The organism is Rickettsiales bacterium (assembly GCA_029252805.1).
Taxonomy (GTDB): Bacteria; Pseudomonadota; Alphaproteobacteria; order Rickettsiales; family JALZUV01; genus JALZUV01.
In genome coordinates this window covers 93,792-113,748 of sequence record JAQXAR010000015.1, presented here as the reverse complement: position 1 = coordinate 113,748, position 19,957 = coordinate 93,792, and the positions used below count along the sequence as shown (strand labels likewise).

At 45.0% G+C, this 19,957-nt stretch carries 19 protein-coding genes and 2 tRNA genes; 9 read left to right on the top strand and 12 right to left on the bottom strand.

The genetic code is table 11. The features are described 5' to 3' along the window. Positions 1-4: 4 nt before the first annotated feature. Positions 5-1,378 carry a 5-histidylcysteine sulfoxide synthase gene (ovoA, locus tag P8P30_03285; protein MDG1286570.1) on the bottom strand — a complete coding sequence of 458 codons (1,374 nt, stop codon included), beginning with the start codon at positions 1,376-1,378 and terminating at the stop codon, positions 5-7. Between the two features lie 432 nt (positions 1,379-1,810). On the opposite strand from ovoA, the gene P8P30_03280 reads away from it, so the two are divergent. Further along, positions 1,811-1,954 carry a hypothetical protein gene (locus P8P30_03280; GenBank protein MDG1286569.1) on the top strand — a complete coding sequence of 48 codons (144 nt, stop codon included), beginning with the start codon at positions 1,811-1,813 and terminating at the stop codon, positions 1,952-1,954. 30 nt (positions 1,955-1,984) lie between these two features. On the opposite strand, the gene P8P30_03275 is transcribed toward P8P30_03280, so the two are convergent. Continuing rightward, positions 1,985-2,122, bottom strand: a complete 138-nt coding sequence (locus tag P8P30_03275; GenBank protein MDG1286568.1) for a hypothetical protein — start codon at positions 2,120-2,122, stop codon at positions 1,985-1,987. A gap of 20 nt (positions 2,123-2,142) precedes the next feature. Between P8P30_03275 and P8P30_03270 the strand changes: the two genes are divergently transcribed. Next, complete coding sequence (locus tag P8P30_03270) at positions 2,143-2,601, top strand: transcriptional repressor (protein MDG1286567.1); 459 nt, start codon at positions 2,143-2,145, stop codon at positions 2,599-2,601. Here the strand turns inward: P8P30_03270 and P8P30_03265 are convergent. Next, positions 2,593-2,952, bottom strand: coding sequence for a hypothetical protein (locus tag P8P30_03265; GenBank protein MDG1286566.1), 360 nt, complete (start codon positions 2,950-2,952; stop codon positions 2,593-2,595). The two genes, P8P30_03270 and P8P30_03265, sit on opposite strands and share 9 nt — an antisense overlap. A 165-nt stretch (positions 2,953-3,117) precedes the next feature. Between P8P30_03265 and P8P30_03260 the strand changes: the two genes are divergently transcribed. The 6 genes from P8P30_03260 (at position 3,118) to P8P30_03235 (ending at position 8,452) form a co-directional block, all read left to right on the top strand. Next, positions 3,118-3,651 carry a hypothetical protein gene (locus P8P30_03260; GenBank protein MDG1286565.1) on the top strand — a complete coding sequence of 178 codons (534 nt, stop codon included), beginning with the start codon at positions 3,118-3,120 and terminating at the stop codon, positions 3,649-3,651. Positions 3,652-3,780: 129 nt separating this feature from the next. Then, positions 3,781-4,869: a GTP-binding protein gene (locus P8P30_03255; protein ID MDG1286564.1), complete on the top strand. Its 1,089-nt coding sequence runs from the start codon at positions 3,781-3,783 to the stop codon at positions 4,867-4,869. Between the two features lie 60 nt (positions 4,870-4,929). Beyond that, positions 4,930-6,138, top strand: a complete 1,209-nt coding sequence (zigA, locus tag P8P30_03250) for a zinc metallochaperone GTPase ZigA (GenBank protein ID MDG1286563.1) — start codon at positions 4,930-4,932, stop codon at positions 6,136-6,138. Positions 6,139-6,299: 161 nt separating this feature from the next. Beyond that, the gene (locus P8P30_03245; GenBank protein ID MDG1286562.1) at positions 6,300-6,920 is read left to right on the top strand and encodes a hypothetical protein; all 621 of its coding nucleotides are present in this window, start codon (positions 6,300-6,302) and stop codon (positions 6,918-6,920) included. A 117-nt stretch (positions 6,921-7,037) separates the two neighbouring features. Then, positions 7,038-7,334, top strand: a complete 297-nt coding sequence (locus tag P8P30_03240; protein ID MDG1286561.1) for a hypothetical protein — start codon at positions 7,038-7,040, stop codon at positions 7,332-7,334. Positions 7,335-7,558: 224 nt separating this feature from the next. Continuing rightward, the gene (locus P8P30_03235) at positions 7,559-8,452 is read left to right on the top strand and encodes an Abi family protein (protein ID MDG1286560.1); all 894 of its coding nucleotides are present in this window, start codon (positions 7,559-7,561) and stop codon (positions 8,450-8,452) included. A 146-nt stretch (positions 8,453-8,598) separates the two neighbouring features. Here P8P30_03235 and P8P30_03230 read toward each other — a convergent pair. The 4 genes from P8P30_03230 to P8P30_03215 form a co-directional block, all read right to left on the bottom strand. After that, positions 8,599-8,674, bottom strand: a tRNA-Lys gene (locus tag P8P30_03230). Positions 8,675-8,728: 54 nt separating this feature from the next. After that, positions 8,729-9,844, bottom strand: a complete 1,116-nt coding sequence (tgt, locus tag P8P30_03225; protein MDG1286559.1) for a tRNA guanosine(34) transglycosylase Tgt — start codon at positions 9,842-9,844, stop codon at positions 8,729-8,731. Between the two features lie 52 nt (positions 9,845-9,896). Then, positions 9,897-12,203 carry a calcium-binding protein gene (locus tag P8P30_03220; GenBank protein MDG1286558.1) on the bottom strand — a complete coding sequence of 769 codons (2,307 nt, stop codon included), beginning with the start codon at positions 12,201-12,203 and terminating at the stop codon, positions 9,897-9,899. Positions 12,204-12,358: 155 nt separating this feature from the next. Further along, positions 12,359-12,445: transfer RNA gene (locus P8P30_03215), tRNA-Leu, on the bottom strand. A gap of 111 nt (positions 12,446-12,556) precedes the next feature. Here P8P30_03215 and mgtE point away from each other — a divergent pair. Beyond that, positions 12,557-13,933, top strand: a complete 1,377-nt coding sequence (mgtE, locus tag P8P30_03210; protein ID MDG1286557.1) for a magnesium transporter — start codon at positions 12,557-12,559, stop codon at positions 13,931-13,933. A gap of 3 nt (positions 13,934-13,936) precedes the next feature. Here the strand turns inward: mgtE and P8P30_03205 are convergent, their stop codons facing one another. From P8P30_03205 to efp, 5 genes are all read right to left on the bottom strand, one after another. Continuing rightward, entirely contained in the window at positions 13,937-14,413 is a 477-nt protein-coding gene (locus tag P8P30_03205) for a polymer-forming cytoskeletal protein (GenBank protein ID MDG1286556.1), read from the bottom strand. Next, positions 14,403-15,539, bottom strand: coding sequence for a M23 family metallopeptidase (locus P8P30_03200; GenBank protein ID MDG1286555.1), 1,137 nt, complete (start codon positions 15,537-15,539; stop codon positions 14,403-14,405). The genes P8P30_03205 and P8P30_03200 overlap by 11 nt, the downstream gene beginning before the upstream one ends. Before the next feature lie 161 nt (positions 15,540-15,700). Further along, positions 15,701-18,463 (bottom strand): hypothetical protein, encoded by a 2,763-nt coding sequence (locus P8P30_03195; GenBank protein ID MDG1286554.1) that lies wholly within the window; start codon positions 18,461-18,463, stop codon positions 15,701-15,703. 74 nt (positions 18,464-18,537) lie between these two features. Then, positions 18,538-19,368, bottom strand: a complete 831-nt coding sequence (locus tag P8P30_03190; GenBank protein MDG1286553.1) for an inositol monophosphatase family protein — start codon at positions 19,366-19,368, stop codon at positions 18,538-18,540. A gap of 2 nt (positions 19,369-19,370) precedes the next feature. After that, on the bottom strand, positions 19,371-19,943 hold the full coding sequence (gene efp / locus P8P30_03185) for an elongation factor P (protein ID MDG1286552.1): 573 nt from the start codon (positions 19,941-19,943) through the stop codon (positions 19,371-19,373). Positions 19,944-19,957: the final 14 nt, after the last annotated feature.

Sequence of the window (19,957 nt, the reverse complement as noted above, 5' to 3'; positions counted from 1 at the left end):
TAGGCTACGCACTCTCAATATAGCGTAAACCGGAATGCTGGAAAAAGTGCCTCCGGAAAGCATAGCGAGAATCTTTGATGGCATAATTACCGGTAGATGCCCAGCAACCGCCTTTAAATACATTATGTTTCGTATCAAATGTTGGAGTTGAAAAATCATCATAAGCAGGATGCACTTCGAAGCCTTCAAAACCATCAAACTCAGTAGCCGTCCATTGCCACACATTGCCAATAATATCGTAGAACCCATCAGCAAATTCAAACTGATTCACAGGACAAGAAGAAGCATAATACTCTAAGTTAATATTCCCAGGCGCTTCATCCCAATAAGGCTGATCTGTCGTCACTTTATTGCGCAACATATACCACTGCGCTTCTGTGGGAAGATGAATGTTTTTACCTGTTTTAGCAGACATCCATTCACAAAAAGCATGCGCTTCTAGATGGTTCAAATCAACAGGCCAATCCCACGGCATATCCATTTCTTCCAACATCGTGCGATAACGATAGCTCTCACCAGACTTTAACCAAAAATGCGGATATTCAGTTTTTGTATCACTGCACCAACTCCATCCCTCAGCTGTCCAGTATGATTGAGTTTTATAACCATCGTCTTTTACAAATTCTAAGAACTCTTGATTTGAAACGAGATACTTACTCGCTTTGAACGGAGAAATTTTCTCATCATGCGTACCATACTCATTATCCCAACCATAAAGCGAATTTGACTTATCTTTACCTAAAGCGATCTCACCACCCACAACATCAATCAGGCTATTCATAGGGGCTACACCCGACTCTCTGCATGGCTGCCAATCAGAGTGATTGACCAAATGCTCTAATGAAAGTTCGCGAAGCAGTACTGAAGTTGTTTCTAAATGAATACGTTCGTGCTCAATTCCCATCATGATAATCCATAGCGGACTCGCTTCATCAATAGGCAGTTCGAAAGAGCAGTTACGGATGAAGTTATCGACCTTGTCACGAACGATATTGCGATATTCTCTCACTTCATCCACCGTTGGCCAATCATAGTGATTAGGGTCAAGATCATCCCAAGACATTTCATCAACGCCAATTGCCATCATATCTTCAAGCGTCGGATCAATACGGTTTTTAATAAGACCGGTCAAATTCAGTTTATTCATAAAGAAAACGGCCGTGTGCCCATAATAGAAAATCAAAGGGTGGCGCAATGTATTTGGACGTAGATAGAAAGCTTCGTCATCCTTTAAGCACTCATATATATTTTCATAAAGTGAAAAAGTTTGGTGAAAATAGTCCAATATTTCAGCACGCTTTGCTTCAACATCACTACCTGTGAGCAACACAGTTTTACTAGGTAAAAAATTCTCAGAAACAGTTTTATTAACTAACATGGCATTCCTTTTCACTCTAATATTCTCCTAACTTAGCATGCAAAAATAGAAACGAATAGTTACAGATACTTCATGTCCCTTACATGTTGCAAAAACCGTTTCAGGAATCATAAAATGATTATAAGTTATTAAGTGAAAAGCATTGCCATACGTAAACTTTAAAAAAAAATACAGCGACCTACAGAGATAACAATATAGATGAATCTATACCCTTAACTGCTTATACGTAGGCGTCTTTAGACGCGGGTAGCTCAAAACAATGTCATTATTAGTACCGCGTATAGGTAGGCAGTTTCGGGCGCACTTAGCTACTAAGCGCGGAGGTATCGTACGCACTTAGGAGTCATCACAAGTTATGTTGTGATCATCAAAGTATGAATATGTTTTGGACTTTTGCCCCCCGTAAAGTCTATCCTGTCTAGACATAAAACTATGATTTTCATATCTTCACAAAAAGATGTAAAAGACGGCGAAGTAAACGCCCCTAAAATTATAGAAGAAGTCAGCAAACGCTTAGAAAAAATTGAGCAAAGCCCATGGCTATCAGGAAAAGCACAAGAACGAGCAATTGTTTAATTCTTAGAGTTCAGCAATAACCGATCCACGCTAATCATGATTTAAATCGCTGGTGTTTAAATAATAAAACACACCTGTATCCTCATTAAACTTTAGCTCTAAAGCACCTTTTAGACTGATAGGCTCATAGCTTAAAGCAATCGGTTCTTCGGCAAACACCTCTACCATTTGCGTGGGGCCAACATGATATGCAAGAATGTACGACTCATGAAAAATGCACTACCACCGCTTTACAAAAAGCGGAACTGCTTTGCGAAGATAAAAACCTACGGTTCACGAACATTAGACGCAAGGTACTGGAGCTAGTCTGGGAAACCCACACTCCAATCAAAGCTTATGATATCTTAGAAGCCCTAAAGGGTGGAGAATATTCTGCCACTCCACCGACTGTTTATCGCGCATTAGACTTCCTTAAGGCAAGCCGCTTGGTCCATAAATTACACCATCAAAATGCTTACATTGGTTGTACTCACCCATTGGAACAACACTTATGCCAGCTACTCATCTGCACTGAGTGTGGATCAACTGAAGAGAGTTGCGACAATAAAACAGCGACCGCCATCAAACAATTGGCGCAAAAACATCATTTTACTCCGCAACAAGATGCGATTGAACTTATTGGAGTTTGCAATGATTGCTCAGGCTAACAAGTACAGGGCCAAGTTAAATGCGTAAAGCACCGTTACTGCAATAAGAATTGACCGATAGTGATCTTTACGCCGCTCACAAGGCAAATGCGTACAAGATTCTTGCGCCGAGCAATCAACATAACGGCTCATTGCATAAGCAATAATACTGAATAACAACAAAACTCCTGAAGCAACTAAAACGTAGGATTCAATCGCTTCATACCACTCCCACTCTCCAACCGCCCCAGTTGATATCCCCAACACCGCCGCAAGGCTAGTCAACGCCAGCAATGTAGGAATGCCACAGCAAAACAAATGCATCAAACTACCAAGAAGAATGAATGAGAGTGAACTATATCGTAACAGCATAAAACCCTACTTTGTGAATGTGCTTGTTAGCAATATTCATTGCATCATGCAATTAAATGTTATAATATAACATTTCAATCTTGATTATTTAACCAATCTACAGCGAAACCAGTTTAGCTTTCGCTTCCCTGATTCAGTTTTACTGTGGATATAAACTTTGCCAAAATGAAAAAGCAAAGACTCGCCCTTGGTGTTGTAGCATTTATTTTTTGCACCTTGATTGCCATTGCATTTTACGCATGGTTCTTTCCTAAGCCCATTTATCCAGGCCCAGAGATTATCAAGCGTGCAAGAGAGGCTCATCAATCTCAGCAACTAACCGTTATGGTTTTGATTGTGCTTGCCTTGCTGGTGATGCTCATGCGTCATTGGTTAGCAAAGCATATCGCCGACTTCTCTTATTTGATGGATGTGATTATTGCATTTATCTTGTTAGTAGAAGCTGCAAGCCACGGCCTAGGATTGCCAATACCACATTCCCATGCGTGGCTGGAAATACTCATCCCATATTTTTCGGCAACGAGAGGTGGGAGATGGTTTCTCCAATACACACAATTAGGTAAGTGGACATTAGCAATAACTAGCAGCTGTCACCAAATTCGCTGGAAAAGCTGGATGGTGCAGTTGGCGTTCATCGCCAATTCACCAATCCGCATTTTCTGGCGTTACTGGGCAAAAAACAAACCTCGCTCTGATTAAGTTCAGGCAAGGTTTGTCGTTTCTAAGCGACATATACTGTTTTCTCGTTAGCCATCACATCATTGACTTCTATAAATGTTATATTATAACATTTATGATTATTGCAAAACTATAATATAGAAGACAAAAATGATTTCATTACAGAGCTCTATTCCCATCACGGTTATCACTGGATTCCTCGGCAGCGGTAAAACGACACTCCTATCCGCTCTTTTAAAGCAAAAAGAGATGACCAAGACAGCCGTAATCATCAACGAATTTGGTGAGGTTGGGCTAGATCATGCGCTAATAGAGCGAAGTGAAGAGAATATTGTTGAGCTACAGAATGGATGCATTTGCTGCACTATTAGAGGCGACTTACATAAAACCTTACTCAACCTTGTCGAAAAAATGTCGAAAGGAAAAGTCTTTTCCTTTGATCGCGTGGTAATTGAAACAACTGGCTTAGCTGATCCAGTGCCGATTATTCACACTCTAATGACCTCAATTGACCTACAGCGAATCTATACTCTTGATGGCGTGGTCACTTTAGTAGATGCAGTCAATGGTAAGAACACGCTAGATACGCAACCAGAATCCGTGAAGCAGGCCGCGCTAGCAGAACGTATTGTGCTAACTAAAACAGATTTGGGAGATGACAAAACTCAAAGTTCACTCATCAACCAGCTAAAAGCGATTAACCCAGCCGTTACAATTATCTCCAGTAATCATGGTGATGTTCTAGTGTCTGAGTTATTTGGCCTAGGTACTTATGATCCTTACAATAAGTCTAGAGATGTAAAAGAATGGCTAGCCGCAGAGCAGTATGATGAAGCTAAACATCATGACCATGAACATCACCATCACAATGTAAATCGTCATGGCAAGCATATTGAGGCGTTCTCAATGGTCAGCCATCGCCCAGTCAGTGGCATTGCATTTAGTTTCTTTCTGGACGTGTTAGCAGCGCAGATGGGAGAGAATTTACTACGAGTTAAAGGTATCGTAAATATTGCAGGTGAGAATCGCCCAGCGGTCGTGCATGGCGTGCAACATATCTTCCATCCAGTGCAATGGTTAGATAACTGGCCAGACGATAATAAGAGCACTCGACTCGTATGCATTACCCGTAATGCTCAAAAGGGGCAGATAGAACAACTCTTTCAATCTTTAATGGGAGTTACGCAAAGTAACGCTACATCAACTCAAGTCGCAGAAGCATGGCTAGAGGCATCGTAGAAGCAGTGCCCCCTACTTCTCAAATCAAATTTATAAATAAAATTAAATGGAGTCTATCCGATGTTTAAAAAACTTCCTGTTACAGTACTATCTGGCTTTCTAGGTGCTGGAAAAACCACCTTATTAAATCACATTCTTAACAATCGCGAAGGTCGCCGTGTGGCAGTGATTGTTAATGATATGAGTGAAGTGAACATTGATGCAGAGTTAGTTAAAAATGGCGATGCAGCATTGAGCCATACCGAAGAAAAAATGGTAGAAATGAGCAACGGTTGTATCTGCTGCACCTTACGCGAAGATTTGCTAGTCGAAGTTGAACGGCTCGCAAAGGATGGCCGCTTTGACTATTTACTAATCGAATCAACAGGTATTTCAGAACCGCTACCTGTCGCAGAGACTTTCACCTTTGAGGGTGAAGACGGCAAAAGCCTCTCTCACGTCGCAAAGCTGGATACAATGGTAACAGTGGTAGATGCCCTAAACTTCTTACGTGATTATGGGTCGCAAGATACCTTAACCGCTCGTGGTGAATCGATGGGTGAAACAGATGAGCGGACAGTAGTAGATTTAGTCAATGAGCAAATTGAATTTTGTGATGTGATTGTCGTCAATAAAGCAGATTTAGTAAGCACGGATGATTTGCAGCGATTGATTGCCATTCTAACAACCCTCAACCCACGCGCTCGAATTGCTCCTGCTGAGTTCGCTAAAGTAGATTTAGATGAAATACTGGATACAGGCCTGTTCGATTTTGAACAAGCAGAGCAAGCCCCTGGTTGGCTGCAAGAGTTACGCGGCGAACATATTCCCGAAACAGAAGAATATGGTATTTCTAGTTTTGTCTATCGCAGCCGTCGTCCATTTCACCCAGAACGTTTCAAACAACTTGTTGATACAGAGTGGCCAGGAGTGATTCGCTCAAAAGGGTTCTTCTGGCTTGCCAGCCGTTATGATTATGCAGGTAATTGGTCACAAGCTGGCGCAGTATGCCGCAATGAAATGGCAGGAAAATGGTGGGATGCGGTGCCAAAAGAAAGCTGGCCACAACACCCTGAAGCACGCATGAATATCAAAAAATACTTTCAAGGCGAGCATGGTGACCGCCGACAAGAACTTGTTCTAATCGGCATGGGGATGGATCAAGAAAAACTCACCGCTATGCTTGATGCTGCACTCCTAACTCCGAAAGAAGCACGTAAGGGAAAGGTTAGTTGGAAACGACTTTCTGATCCTTTCCCTGCTTGGGGTAAACAAGCACAAGCAGCCTAACGTCAGTATTAAAATCGCTTACGGCTAGGCAGTTTTAGTCACGCTTTGCTCGATATAGGTAGGCAGTTTCGGACGCACTTGACTCCCAAGTGAGACGGTTTTGCAACAACTTTTATCGTTAACTAACTTTCTCGCTTGCGTGAAAGTAAAACTGAAATTCAATGAGAAATTCAATTTGGAGTGGCATCGCCCTCCGCAACGACTATGCCCTCGGCTTCCGCCAAACATTGGGCGCTCAAGGAACCTATTTACTCATCGCCATGGAGCTTGCCTCTGTAGCCTTAGTCGCTGGCATTATTGCTTTGTTGACCAGAGGACTTGGCGGCAATCCTTTGGTAGCAGCAACTATCGTTGGTGGCATTTATGTCATTAGCATACTGTTGATGGTGCTGGCTTACCGTCCGATTAAGCGTATGCTGGTCGGTCACTATGGTTTTAGCAATACCTACCAACGGTTGGTGAAAAAATTAGCTCCGAGTCAGGATGTTATTCGCCAATTGCTCAACCCACTTCCGATGACGGTTGGTTTCGGCTTTAATTGGATGGGCTACACCTATCTGATAGCTCGTTACCGTAAAGCTGGGTTTAACCAGTCTATCTGTAACCATCGCACCGTGACCGTAGCTAATTACGTTTATGTAATTGCCAGAGCTGGGTTGAATGAGGTGGTGAATGCTGAAACTGCTGTTATCGAAAGCCAGCGTATTCTTACGGCTCAAGCCGACGAAGCTGCTTTCAACGCAGCAGAGGAAGAACACTACTGGTTGACGCAAGGATGCTAAGGGAGCTAAGAACCAAAACTTACTATCAACTATGCTATTTTATGCAAGTTGGTAGTAGACTTTGGGGCTGAATGGTATCTATAGACTGAATTTTATTCACCAAAAACAATAATAAAAATGGCAAAACCAGTTTTAACCATCGCAAATGTAGAGCAAGAGTGGATTGATCAAAATCGTATCGCTTTCGGCTTTGATGTAATTGGCTTGAATTGTGGTCCCGAACCAGACGTTGATGTCTCACTTCTCGAAGGAGGAGGAAATGACAAAAACGGTTCTGGTGCAGGAGAAACAATTATGGAAAAAGGCATGCTCATGAGTAGTAGCCTTGAGCCTAGAGACCAGATTCGTATCTATGCAAGATGCGGTACTGGACGGGCAATCAAGGTTGTCACGGTAGGCGACCGACCAGCCTAACCATCGTTCTTACATCACATGACACAGTTTACTTACGCATATTGAATGCAAAAAGTAAGCTGTGTTTTTTTATTGCAGGTAATTGCTTTCTATCTATTGCTCTCTATGAGTTATCATAACTCTACGCTTCCTATTTCGGTATTTCATGCTAGAATGTTATTAATAGTACCCGCCAAGGCTATGCTCTAAGTATCCTCAAATTGGCGGGTCTTCTTTATTATATTATGAAAAAAATTCCATTTGATAAACCCGCACTATCCTACGATGAGCAACTAGATAAGCTTATTGAACGAGGTATGACGGTCGCAAATCGTGAACACGCAATACAAACCTTACACCATATCAACTACTATCGCTTAGGGGTTTACTGGTATGGTTTTGAGAGTGAGCATGAGTCACACAGCTTTCAAGATGAAACAAGTTTTGAAGATATTGTTTCTCTTTATGTTTTTGATCGTAAGCTGCGATTATTAGTATTAGATGCAATTGAGCGTATCGAAATTTCGTTTAGAACCCAATGGACGTACCACATGAGTCAAGCCTATGGTTCTCATGCCCATATGAACGAAGCGGCTCATAACCACCCTTGGCAACATACCGTTAAAGAGATGCATCGAGAGCTAAATCGAAGCGACGAACGATTTATCAAGCGTATTATGTCAAAATATAGCGACGATTCACCGCCAATATGGGCAATAAGCGAGATAATCTCATTCGGATTACTATCTAAATGGTATAAAAACTTGAGAGTAAATACCGTTCGTAAAAACATTTCACGCATCTATGGCGTACATCCAGACGTTTTACAGTCATGGATGCAGCATTTAACAGTAGTACGAAATAACTGCGCTCATCATTCTCGCCTGTGGAATCGCACCTTTGAGAAGGTTGCGCCAATTTTCCCGAAACGAAAACCAGCATTACCTAATGAATGGCTCACTAATCAACATCAGCTATCAAACAGCCTGACTATTATCATATACTTACTTGATATTATCTCCCCTCAACATGGCTGGCGAGAAAGGTTTTCGGCACTCGTAGCACAGCACCCTGAAATTCCACTTGTAGATATGGGGTTAGATGAAGACTGGGCACAAAAAGGCATTTGGAAAATTTAACTATCCCCCCTTTGTTGCATGATTACTGCAAAACAAAGAGAACCATTTGAACTAAAAAACAAGTTTCACCTATGCTGAAAAGGGCATCACAAGGGCATCAGTCGCTTTTTGTGGCTTTGGTAAACCCTATAACTATCTGAAGTAAATGGTGATCCCTGTTGGATTCGAACCAACGACCTACTGATTAAAAGTCAGTTGCTCTACCAGCTGAGCTAAGGGATCATCTTTGGTAGAAGGAGGCCTGTTTAACGCGAATGGAGGGCGCTTGTCAATGCCTTAACCGTCAATTCCGCGATCTAAACCTTCTAAAACTTCTTTCGCGTGGTTTTCTAGCTCTCCTACGTCAATGGCAGCGCGCAATCCAGCCATTAATTCCTGATAATAATGCAGGTTATGTAAGGTAAGAAGCATGCTAGAAAGCATCTCTTTGGCTTTAAACAGGTGGTGTAAGTACGCACGGCTGTAATTGGCGCAACATTTACAACTGCATTGCGGATCTAGCGGCTCTGGATCATCTGCAAAGCGGGCATTTTTCATATTCAGCTCACCAAAGCGTGTGAAGGCCTTAGCATTACGCCCTGAACGCGTGGGAAGCACGCAATCGAACATATCAACACCGCGCAAGACGGCGCCCACCAAATCAGACGGTTTACCAACCCCCATGAGATAACGGGGCTTTTCTTTCGTAATATGCGGCATCGTGTTTTCGAGGACTTGGAACATAAGCTCCTGCCCCTCGCCCACCGCCAAGCCGCCAATCGCATAGCCGTCAAAACCGATCTCTTGCAAACCTTTGGCTGATTCTTCGCGTAGGTCAGGGAAAACGCTCCCCTGCACGATACCAAAGAGATGATAGCCTTCGCGTTGCTGGAATGCTTCTTTACTGCGCTTGGCCCAACGCATCGAAAGCTGCATGGATTTATCCGCGGCGGGTTTTTCAATCGGAAAGGGTGGGCATTCATCGAGCACCATCGTGATATCGCTGCCAAGCAAGTGCTGAATCTCAATCGAACGCTCAGGCGTGAGATGATGCTTACTACCATCAATATGCGAACGGAAGGTCACACCTTCTTCTGTCATCTTGCGCAAGGCAGACAGAGACATCACTTGAAATCCGCCTGAATCTGTAAGGATCGGCTTATCCCAATTCATAAACTTATGCAGTCCGCCTAGCTTTGCGACACGCTCCGCCGTGGGACGCAGCATAAGGTGATACGTATTACCCAGTAGGATATCAGCACCCGTTTCCGCCACTTGCTCGGGATACATGGCTTTAACGGTACCTTGGGTACCCACCGGCATGAAAGCGGGGGTGCGGATGTCGCCATGCGCGGTTTTAAGGGTGCCTGTACGGGCATTCCCATCAGTCGAGTGAATCGTAAATGAAGTCATGGCCCACCGTAAAACAGACCTTACAGCGATTGTCCAGCTTCATCCGTATTTATTAGAATACCGAAATATCGCTCTGCGCAAGATCCGTGACACCCGTCAGCGTAATCGTGCCCTCGCCGGCCAATGTAATGACGGTATCAGCACCAATGACTTGTGACGCTGCGATGACTTCTGCTGCTGTCGTGACGCCAGAAACTCCGGTAAAGGCGAGTGAGTCGCCCCCTGTGTCAAAGTCGGTAATCACATCATGATCGAAGGATACAGCAAATTGGAAAATATCATCTCCATCGCCGCCAGTGAGCGTATCATCGCCTGAACCGCCAATGATCGTATCGCTACCGATCGTGCCATTAAGTACATCATCAACAGGAACACCGAGTTCAAGTTCAACGAGACCATTGCCGTAAATTCCACCCGAGCCAAGGATATTAGCATTGCCGTCATTATCCCAATCGGCTAGCACCAACTCATCGACATTATTAAAGCTTACGCGCTGTGATGTACCATCTAAGTTATAACGCATCACACCATTGATAGCCGCACCATTTTGCAGCGCACCGTTAGACGAAATCACTTCATTCACGCCATCATTATCAATATCGCCATAAGCGAAGTTGCCAATATCATTATAGGTGAAACGAGTCCCCACATTACCGCCCTGGAACACAACAGCATTTTCAGCGACAACCCCATTTGGGTAAGTCGCATCAATGGTTAGAATTTCAAGCCCTTCATCCAAATCAAAATTACCGACAGTAAAATTAGGATCAGACACGTAAGTATGACTCACTATCGAACCATCTAGCTCATAATAAACAAGTCCCGTAATAGCCACACCATTTTGGTAAGTACCATCATTGGAAATCACTTCCATCGCATCGTCACCATCAATATCCGCCACTTGGAAGCCTGTTCCAAGATCATTATATGTTAAACGTGTTTGTACTCCTGAAGCATCATACCAGACGGCCCCTACGAGCGGATCACCATTGGCGTAAGCCCCCATATTTCCAAGCACATCCAGCTCGCCATCAAAATCAATATCGGCTACTTGGAATTCACCCACTCCATTATAGGTAATGCGGTTGAATGTACCATCAGATCCATCATACCAGCCCACACCCGTTTGCGCATCACTGACAATATCAAGCACACCATCTATGTTAAAATCAGCAATTCTATAATTACCTGGATCAATGGATAACACGCGATTAGCGTTCATATCCGTACCGTCAATCCAGACGATACCCGTGCCAAAGACGCCATCTTGGGTAATAATGTCAGAAACAGCATCACCATTAAAATCAGCAATTTCAAACGTTCCTAAGTCAAGCGAAGTAATACGGTTAGCCACTGCATATTGATTTTCGGTTCCTTCAATCAGAAGCCCAGCAGGTGCAGCTGCAGCCACTTCCTCCAACCCAATAAAATTCTCAACGGTAATAGTCCCAACTTGTGTATTTTGCAATATGACCGTCTGACCCCCGCCTAAATTCAACACTGTATCGGCATCAACTTGCGCTAGATTCAAATTCTCGAACAGCAATCCACCAAAATCCGTCAGGTCAATTTTATCGGCTGTGTCATTAAAATTAAAATCGCGGATGGTATCTGTATCGCCAGTGCTCACATCAACAACAAATGTATCTGAACCCAAGCGGCCCCAGATCACTTCGCTACCAGCACCGCCATTAATCACATCATCGCCTTGGCCGCCATGAATATAATCATTGCCTTCGCCGCCATTTAAAGTGTCATCACCGCCTTGGCCGTAAATTTTATCTTTGCCATCGCCGCCATCAACCACATCATTTTGTCTGCCTGCATAAACGAGAGCAGCATCGTCACCTGCATTGATGATATCCTCGCCTTTGCCGCTACGAATCGTATCTTCGCCTGCGCCGGCATTAACAATATCAACGCCGCTGCCTGAATGAAGAAAATCATCGCCGTCACCGCCGTTCAGCGTGTTATCGCCATTACCTGCATAGACGATATCATTACCTGCACCGGAAGAGATGCTATCATTGCCACCTTTTGTTGCGATACGGTCATTTCCCGCATGGCCATAAATCGTGTCATTATCAGCATCTAATTTATACGTCCCCACACGTTTATTAACATAAGCGCCTGTCGCCACGACTGTCGCACCCTCGCTTAGCGTGATGTCTGCAAAACTATGCGTATAAAGCAATGTTTCCGCACCTGCGGTTAAAGTGATACTTCCTGTTTCACCGCCAACCACTTCCCAAATATAAGTTACATCGGTAAACCCCTCATTGCTGATACTCCAAATATATTCACTCCCGCTTACACCATCGACGTTACGTTTTCCAAGAGAAGACAGAGAAATAGACATGAGTTTTTACCTTCCGAGGTTCTTATTATTCTATTCTCAGAGTATGGCACATCAGTCATTAACAAGGCTTTAAGACCAAGGCATAAAAGTTTATTTTTTTTAATCATTGGGAATTGAGGCTTCTCATTTTCGAAGCGATCCCTCTAAGGAGAGTTTGGTGCGACCAAGAGGACTCGAACCTCCACAGGATTTCTCCCACATCGACCTCAACGATGCGCGTCTACCAATTCCGCCATGGTCGCACGAGGTCAGATGCGTCTATATAGAGCCTCAAATTGCTTTAGGCAACCGTCTCTACACTTTTAACCGGTAAATTTATTTACTTCTTAACGTTTTATGCTGATAAATAGAGAATGAGCGAAACGGAAACAGTCGAACCCAACGTTGCAACCATCGCCGTCGATGACAGCCTCATCCATGCGGTAAAGCATGCGGCACGCGCGGAAGATACCACTCAATTGCGTGCCCTCACCCTTGATTTGCATCATGCCGATAGCGCCGCTTTAATTGGACTCCTATCGCCCGCTATTCGCGCGCCACTCATTCATGCCCTCACTCCAGATTTTGCACCTGAGATATTGACCTATCTTGATGAAGAGATTGTGCAAGAGATCATGGATCTCATCGGTACCGAGAAGATCGCCGAAGCGCTCGCCGAGCTAGAAACCGATGATGCGGTAAGCGTCATCGAAGATTTACACGAAGACGAACAACAAGAGCTCCTCGAGGCAGTTTCCGATGAAGCGCGAGCTGATTTAGAGGAAGGCCTTGCCTACCCTGAAGAAAGCGCTGGCCGCTTAATGCAGAAACGTTTTGTTTCTGTCCCTGAATTTTGGGATGTCGGGAAAGTCATTGATCACCTACGCGAAGCCGATAATTTACCAGAAGATTTCTATGAAATTATCGTTGTAAGCCCTCGCCACCATCCGGTTGGAAGTGTCATGCTCTCTCGCATCATGCGAAATACACGTGAAACCGCTATCAATGCTCTCATGAAAACAGACATCCATCCCATTTCTATCGAAACGGATCAGGAAGAAGTCGCAGAGATTTTTCGTCGCTACGGAATTGCCGAAGCGCCTGTCATCAACAACTCTGAACGCGTCGTCGGGGTGATTACCATTGACGATATCGTCACGGTGATTAAGGAAGAGGAAGAAGAAGATTTCATGCGCGCCGGCGGACTCTTAGAGCAAGACATTCACGCAGGCCTACTGCAAACCGTCAAGCAACGCCTGCCCTGGCTGCTGATTAATTTAGTCACCGCGTCCTTAGCAGCCTATGTTATTAGCCGCTTTGAAAGCACGATTGAACAGATGGTTACGTTAGCCGTGTTAATGCCGGTTATCGCCTCTCTATCTGGCAATGCGGGCACTCAAAGCCTGACCGTCGCGGTTCGTGGTATCGCCACACGTGAGCTGCAGCGCCATAACGCCGTTTCTATTATCCGCAAAGAAATGCTCACCAACCTGCTTAACGGCATCATGCTTAGTATCGTTGCCAGTGGCGTCATTTGGGGGGTCTATCGTGACCTCGAACTCGCCGCGATTTTCTCAGCCGCCATTATCGGCACACTCTTTGTTGCAGGATTCGCCGGAGCATTTATCCCGCTCTTTCTGGCACGCATTAAAGTTGACCCAGCGATCGCATCCAGCGTGTTTGTCACCACACTGACTGATATTGTGAGTTTCTTTAGTTTCTTGGGGCTGGCAGCTTGGTTGCTACTCTAGTCGTTAGTCTACTTGATTGCTAATCAGGCGAATATTTTCTAGCAATCGTACTTCGTCTTCAGCCGTATCTTCTTGCGTCATTTCGATTTGTGGCTGCATCGCATCTTCTAAATGCACACGATCCGTACGTTTAAACTTACCATCCACAAAAGCACCCTCTTCCATTGAAAGCACTTCATGCATGATGCTACCTTCTACCTTTGCGCTCGTATAGAGGTGAACATCTTTCGCACGAACAAGACCTTTAACCTGACCGTAAACTTCAATCTCATCCGCTTGCAAATCACCTGCTACGACACCGTCTTTGCGGATAGTAATTTTCATTGCACGAACATTACCTTCAATACGGCCATCAATATCAACAACACCGTCACTGATAAGATTACCCATAATGTTCATATCACGTGAAATGAGCGATGGCGCTGAGTTACGTTGAGCACGAGATTTCTTAGAATCTTTATCTTTTTTACTACCGAACATAACTGCCTGCCTTAATAAATTTCATTGGATTAACTGCCGTCTTATTATAACGCACTTCATAATGCAAATGTTCGCCGGTACTGCGTCCTGTCGTGCCTTGGTTACCAAGGCGCTGCCCCTTTTTCACACGCTGGCCTTTATGCACCGCAAGTTTGCTTAGGTGCGCGTAGCGAGTGGTGATACCAAAACCGTGATCCACCACCACCATTTTACCGTAAGCACCCCGTCGTTCAGCCGACACCACACGGCCATTGGCTGTTGCCACAACACGTGCGCCTTTTTTACCGACGAAATCTTGCCCTGAATGGACTGCTGGACGGTGGGTGAATGGGTCATAACGACGCCCAAAACGACTCGTCGTACGAGCAGAAGCCACAGGCTTACCCAACGGCAACCGTTCCACCAAATGCTGTAATGCCAGTGCTTCATCAATATTTTCAATTAAGTTTGGCGCCAAATCTTGCACAGTGTCTGGCAAATAAGGTCCACCCTGGTTTTTATAGGCTTCACTTTGCGTACGAGCGATCTCTTTTTTCGCCTTACGTGTTAAAGTCGATGCTTCCAAACCGGTACGCTTCACCACATCACGCAACTCTTTAATTTTATCCTGAGTGCGCTCCATTACCGTGGTGACAATATCTTCATTCTCTTGCTGTAATTTCAGCAAATTATCTTCCAAAAACGAAATGCGCTCCATCAAGCGGCTTTTCATTTCTCCTAGACGCTCTGCGTCCATGATCGTGCTATCATCAACTTTAAGCTCATCTTCTTGTGAATGCTGATCCAACACGAACTTAGCGTATTTACTTAGATCGCCCTTCGCTTCTTTCAGCTTCTTCAGATCATGCTTTAAGAGACTATATTCCTCACCAATTTTGCGCTTTTGCAACGTAGTAGACACGAGCTGGCGGTCTTTTTCTTCCAACACATGTTGGGCAGTCATATAGCTACCTGTTGAGTAAGAGACCCAGCTAAAGCCTCCAACAACTAACGCTAACAACAGAAACTGGGTTGCACCTGCAACCGGATAGTGGTCAACAGACTCATCAGACATTACGATTAAGTTGCGACGGTGAAACACCTTGCGAAAATAATATTTGAAACCTTTGCGACGATTGGCTCGCATATCTACCCTTTGTTATTTATACCTTAATTATTATTTTTATTCTTTTTATAAGCTCCAGAAGTTAAGGCTACCGCCAAAGCCAGGGGTTTTAACCTCCCCATAATTTGTAATACTTATCCCATATTTTGGGCTCTCAAACAAGTGCTATCCTACAACATAGGCTAGTCGAGTGAAATATCCGCTCTATCCGCAGGGCCGCCAGAATTTTCCAAACCTTTTGCTTGCACAATAATACGATCCATCGCAATTCCGTTATCAATAAAGAACGCCCGCAAACTTAGCCCACGAGAGAGCGAAATCATATTTGCTGCTTTACTTTCATCCTCTTCACCGCTGGCAAACGAGGATATAATAACACGCTTCTTCTCTGCTTTTGCCTTCTTGGCAATATCTACCAATTTTGCTTTTTCAGCATCTGGAATATCCGTGTCATCCACGCCATACCCAATACGCAAATCTGCCATCGCGTGTTTCGCAACAGAAGCTGGGGAAACCTTCGACTCTGGTGGTAAAGATGCAACATCGAACTCTTCTATTTTCGGCACTTCAAGAACTGGCTCAGCTACTTTAACAGGCTCAGCCGCTTTAACCGGTTCAGGCAGAACAACGGGTGCTAGCTCAACTACAGGAATTTCAACGACAGGCGCTTCAACTAACTCCACCTCATTCACCTCAAGCTCAGGTAAGCCTAGATCATCCTCCAGGAAACGAGCCCCCACATCTTCAGAGAGCAAATCCATAGAAGGAAGCGCAGGCTCTTTCTCTTTCCCTGCTACCGGGAGCTCTGGCGGAAGAACATTTTGAGCCGTTTCTTCCTTAGTCACCACTTCTTCATTTATTTCAGCAAGTTTCGCCGGCACAACAGATGGCGTCGGCGCTTTTTCTTCCGCTTTATCGCCCAACAAACCTTTGAAGGTTTTGGTAATACCTGGGAACATGCTTTCTTCTTGAACAGGTGCGGCAGGTGATTGTACAGCCGACGGCGCGACAGCTGGCTCTTGCTTTTCTAGTAACGCCAACTCTTCTTCTAATGCGGCGATTGGAACGGCAGGAGCGCTCGGCTCAACAGGTTCAACCTCCTCTAATGCCAGTTCCATGAATGATTTTTCATCTTCACTCGCCACTTTGGCAGGTGCGTCTTTTTCACTATCTAACGCATTACTAAGGAAAGATTCATCTGCTGGCGTCATAGGCTTAGCAGGCTCTTTGAGTAGCTCCGCAACGGATATTACAGGTTCAGCGACAATTGACTCAGGCAATTCAACAATTTCTGGAACCTCAACTACGGGAACTTCCACTATAAGTACCGGCTCTTCTACCACAGGCGCTTGTATTACCGGTTCTGCAACGATTGACTCTAGCAATGCGGCTACAGGCACTTCTGTCTTCGGAGTTTCGATTTTAAGCACAGGCTCTTCTACTACAGCCACCTCTACTACCGGCTCCGGCAACGCGACGATTTCTAGAATTTCTTCCTTAGGGTCCTCAATAAAAGAGTCTGCAATAACAGAAGCTTCAATCGTAGGGACTTCTGCAATCATCTGCGCGATTGGCGATGTCGGTTCACTCTCTTGACCTAGCCAGTCCTGTGCTGTTGTTGGTAACTCCTCAAGAGCTACAGCAGGCGAACGCTCCACATCGCTTAGCCGCGGAAAATCAGCCTCCGCTTCGGTTACTTTAGACACAGTCGGTTCTGGAAGAACAACAGATAAAGGCTTAGACGCGATAATAGTTTTTTTCTGTATCACCGGGCGGGCGGGCGCAACCAGTGGCTCCTGCAATAGTTGAGCCGGCTTAGAAACAATAATCGGCTCAGGGGTCACGGGCACAGACTTCACTGGAGCAGGCACAGGATTATTGACCTTTTCAACGATCACAAAACCATTTGGCACAGGCAACCCACGTACACGCTCAGGCTCTGCCAGCTCTACCACTTTAGCTGCGGGAGATTCAACAGGGAAAGGTTGCGACTTAATCGGCTGTAATGCGGGCACCGTTTCAACGACGGTATCTACAATTGCCGGCGAAGATTTTTCTAATCTTTCTTCATAACGCTGCGTAACAGCAGGTTGTGCGATCGACTTAACGACAGGAACAGTCTCTGCTCTTTCCAATTCTGGAGAGGTGATCTGCGCAATCATATCGGAAGAAGGGTTCACAGGTGAAGGCTGCTCAAACTCGATCGAGCCATTCAATTCATCTTCGAGGGTCGAAAAGAACGAACCGCTAGTCCCTGCATCATCGACCAAAACGGGCGCTTCGACCACAATAACGGGGGCGGAACCAACGACACGCGGCACCGCAAGAGGAACAATATTAGGTTGCTCAATTAGCTGCGGAACTTCACTTTTTTTACTGTCATCACCCGAGAATAATCCAGCCACTTGATCAATGAATGATGCAGATTCGACTTCATTTTCCGCTAATACTTCAACCGGTGCCGCTTCCGACTCTAGCGAGTCAGCAATAGCGAATTTTGAAGCCGATTGCGGCAATGGCTGCATTATAATCTGTTCTTCAGACGGCTCGACCTTCACCCGCTCACGACGCGGCAAAGGCTGCATCACCACTTGCGTATTGGCAGATGCTACACGAGCTCTAGCACGTGGCAACGGTTGCACAACGCGCTCACTACGAGCAGCCGATCGCGCAGCCGGAATAGTGCGCACCACTTCTGAAGCAAAATTATCACTCGTATAGGCGGGCATTGGAATAGCACGAACCGCTTGCGGCGCTTGCTGGCGGGCCATTTGACGATTCACCTGACTACGCTGAAGCGAATTTAACACTTCCAAATGAATCTCAACACTCGGTAGATTAACACGACGATTGCGCTGAGCCTCAGAGGCTGCGGGCATTAAAGCCATCGCAGCAACAGAAGATACAAGCGCTAAAGTAATCAATTTTTTGGAATTACGTCGCATCTGTCCCCTGTTATTTTGTGCATGCCCGCACATATCAAAACATTATACCGATTAAGGCAAGTACGAATTGCACATTAGGCCGCTTTTGCTATCCAATGTGGCTTCACTACATTGAGCAAGGCTTTATGCATCTTAGGCGTACCCACAACCAATGTCGTAGGGTCCGTCACATCATCATCACCGTCTAACTGTGTGACTTCTGCACCAGCTTCTTTCGCCAGCAACAAGCCTGCCGAAATATCCCAACGCTTAAACGCGGTATACCAACCGGCATCATATTTTCCAGCAGCGATGTAAGCCAAATCCAAGGCGGTCGCACCCATGGTACGAATCCCTTTTGATTGCTCAGTCACTTTCAAAAACAGCTGCATCGATTTTTTGTAACTCGCGCGATCATGCTTTGGCGAATGCGTGATGAGTAATGACTCATCAAACTTATCGCGCTTACTCACCTCAATACGTCCATCGTTTAAGAAAGCACCCTTGCCTTCTTCCGCAATGAAGCAATCACCGTGAATCGGATCATAAATCACCGCTGATACAGGCACCCAAGCACCATCCGATAATCTCCGCTTTTCCAATGCGATAGAGATACAAAGATAAGGTATCGCATGAATAAAGTTCGTCGTTCCATCGATCGGATCAACCACCCAACGAAAATTACGATCTTCACCGATAATCTCGCCACCTTCTTCAAGCAGAAAACCATATTTTGGGCGAGCGTAAGAGAGATCCGATTTAATAATTTTCTCCGCTTTCAAATCCGTTTGAGTCACAAAATCAAGTGTCCCTTTACGCGAAATTTGTAGCTTGGTGACTTCACCAAAATCACGACGAATACCATGTGCAGCATTTTCAGCTGCCTTGATCATCACGTTTAAATTTGCAGAATTAATAGCTGGCATGATTAATCTTTCGCTCTCTCGACATATTCGCCGGTTTCAGTATTTACCACCACACGTGTACCCGCAGAAATATGCGGAGGCACAAGGATATTCACACCATTTTCTAATATCGCTGGTTTGTAGGACGAAGAAGCGGTTTGCCCCTTCACTACGGCATCAGCCTCAGTAATTTCTAACGTCACATGCTGTGGAAGCTCAATGCCAATCGGCTCGTCTTCGTAGCTTTCAATCGCCACCACCATACCATCCGTTAGGAACGGTAGCTGCTTTTCATCCAGCATATCAGCATTGACCGTAATCTGCTCATAGCTTTCCTGATCCATAAAATTCAACAACGTTTCATCCGCATAAAGGAACTGATAATTCTGTTGGTCGAGGCGAACTTTCTCCACCTTCTCATCCGAACGAAAACGCTCATTCAGCTTTGTACCATCGCGGACATCTTTCATCTCCACTTGCATGTAGGCGCCACCTTTACCCGGCTGCGTATGCTGCGTCTTAACAACCAGCCATAGGCGGTCGCCCTTATGCATCAACACATTACCTTTACGAATCGTGACACCGTCAATTTTCATGAGTGACCCTTTAT

Bases quoted from the DNA above. Each gene is read 5' to 3' on its own strand.
- P8P30_03235 (MDG1286560.1), top strand. From the start codon at position 7,559: ATGAAAAAAATTCCATTTGATAAACCCGCACTATCCTACGATGAGCAA.
- P8P30_03245 (MDG1286562.1), top strand. From the start codon at position 6,300: ATGAGAAATTCAATTTGGAGTGGCATCGCCCTCCGCAACGACTATGCC.
- P8P30_03205 (MDG1286556.1), bottom strand. From the start codon at position 14,413: ATGTTCGGTAGTAAAAAAGATAAAGATTCTAAGAAATCTCGTGCTCAA.
- tgt (MDG1286559.1), bottom strand. From the start codon at position 9,844: ATGACTTCATTTACGATTCACTCGACTGATGGGAATGCCCGTACAGGC.
- P8P30_03280 (MDG1286569.1), top strand. From the start codon at position 1,811: ATGATTTTCATATCTTCACAAAAAGATGTAAAAGACGGCGAAGTAAAC.
- efp (MDG1286552.1), bottom strand. From the start codon at position 19,943: ATGAAAATTGACGGTGTCACGATTCGTAAAGGTAATGTGTTGATGCAT.
- P8P30_03195 (MDG1286554.1), bottom strand. From the start codon at position 18,463: ATGCGACGTAATTCCAAAAAATTGATTACTTTAGCGCTTGTATCTTCT.
- P8P30_03255 (MDG1286564.1), top strand. From the start codon at position 3,781: ATGATTTCATTACAGAGCTCTATTCCCATCACGGTTATCACTGGATTC.
- P8P30_03220 (MDG1286558.1), bottom strand. From the start codon at position 12,203: ATGTCTATTTCTCTGTCTTCTCTTGGAAAACGTAACGTCGATGGTGTA.
- P8P30_03240 (MDG1286561.1), top strand. From the start codon at position 7,038: ATGGCAAAACCAGTTTTAACCATCGCAAATGTAGAGCAAGAGTGGATT.
- P8P30_03275 (MDG1286568.1), bottom strand. From the start codon at position 2,122: ATGGTAGAGGTGTTTGCCGAAGAACCGATTGCTTTAAGCTATGAGCCT.
- zigA (MDG1286563.1), top strand. From the start codon at position 4,930: ATGTTTAAAAAACTTCCTGTTACAGTACTATCTGGCTTTCTAGGTGCT.
- mgtE (MDG1286557.1), top strand. From the start codon at position 12,557: ATGAGCGAAACGGAAACAGTCGAACCCAACGTTGCAACCATCGCCGTC.
- ovoA (MDG1286570.1), bottom strand. From the start codon at position 1,378: ATGTTAGTTAATAAAACTGTTTCTGAGAATTTTTTACCTAGTAAAACT.
- P8P30_03200 (MDG1286555.1), bottom strand. From the start codon at position 15,539: ATGCGAGCCAATCGTCGCAAAGGTTTCAAATATTATTTTCGCAAGGTG.
- P8P30_03265 (MDG1286566.1), bottom strand. From the start codon at position 2,952: ATGCTGTTACGATATAGTTCACTCTCATTCATTCTTCTTGGTAGTTTG.
- P8P30_03270 (MDG1286567.1), top strand. From the start codon at position 2,143: ATGCAAGAATGTACGACTCATGAAAAATGCACTACCACCGCTTTACAA.
- P8P30_03260 (MDG1286565.1), top strand. From the start codon at position 3,118: ATGAAAAAGCAAAGACTCGCCCTTGGTGTTGTAGCATTTATTTTTTGC.
- P8P30_03190 (MDG1286553.1), bottom strand. From the start codon at position 19,368: ATGCCAGCTATTAATTCTGCAAATTTAAACGTGATGATCAAGGCAGCT.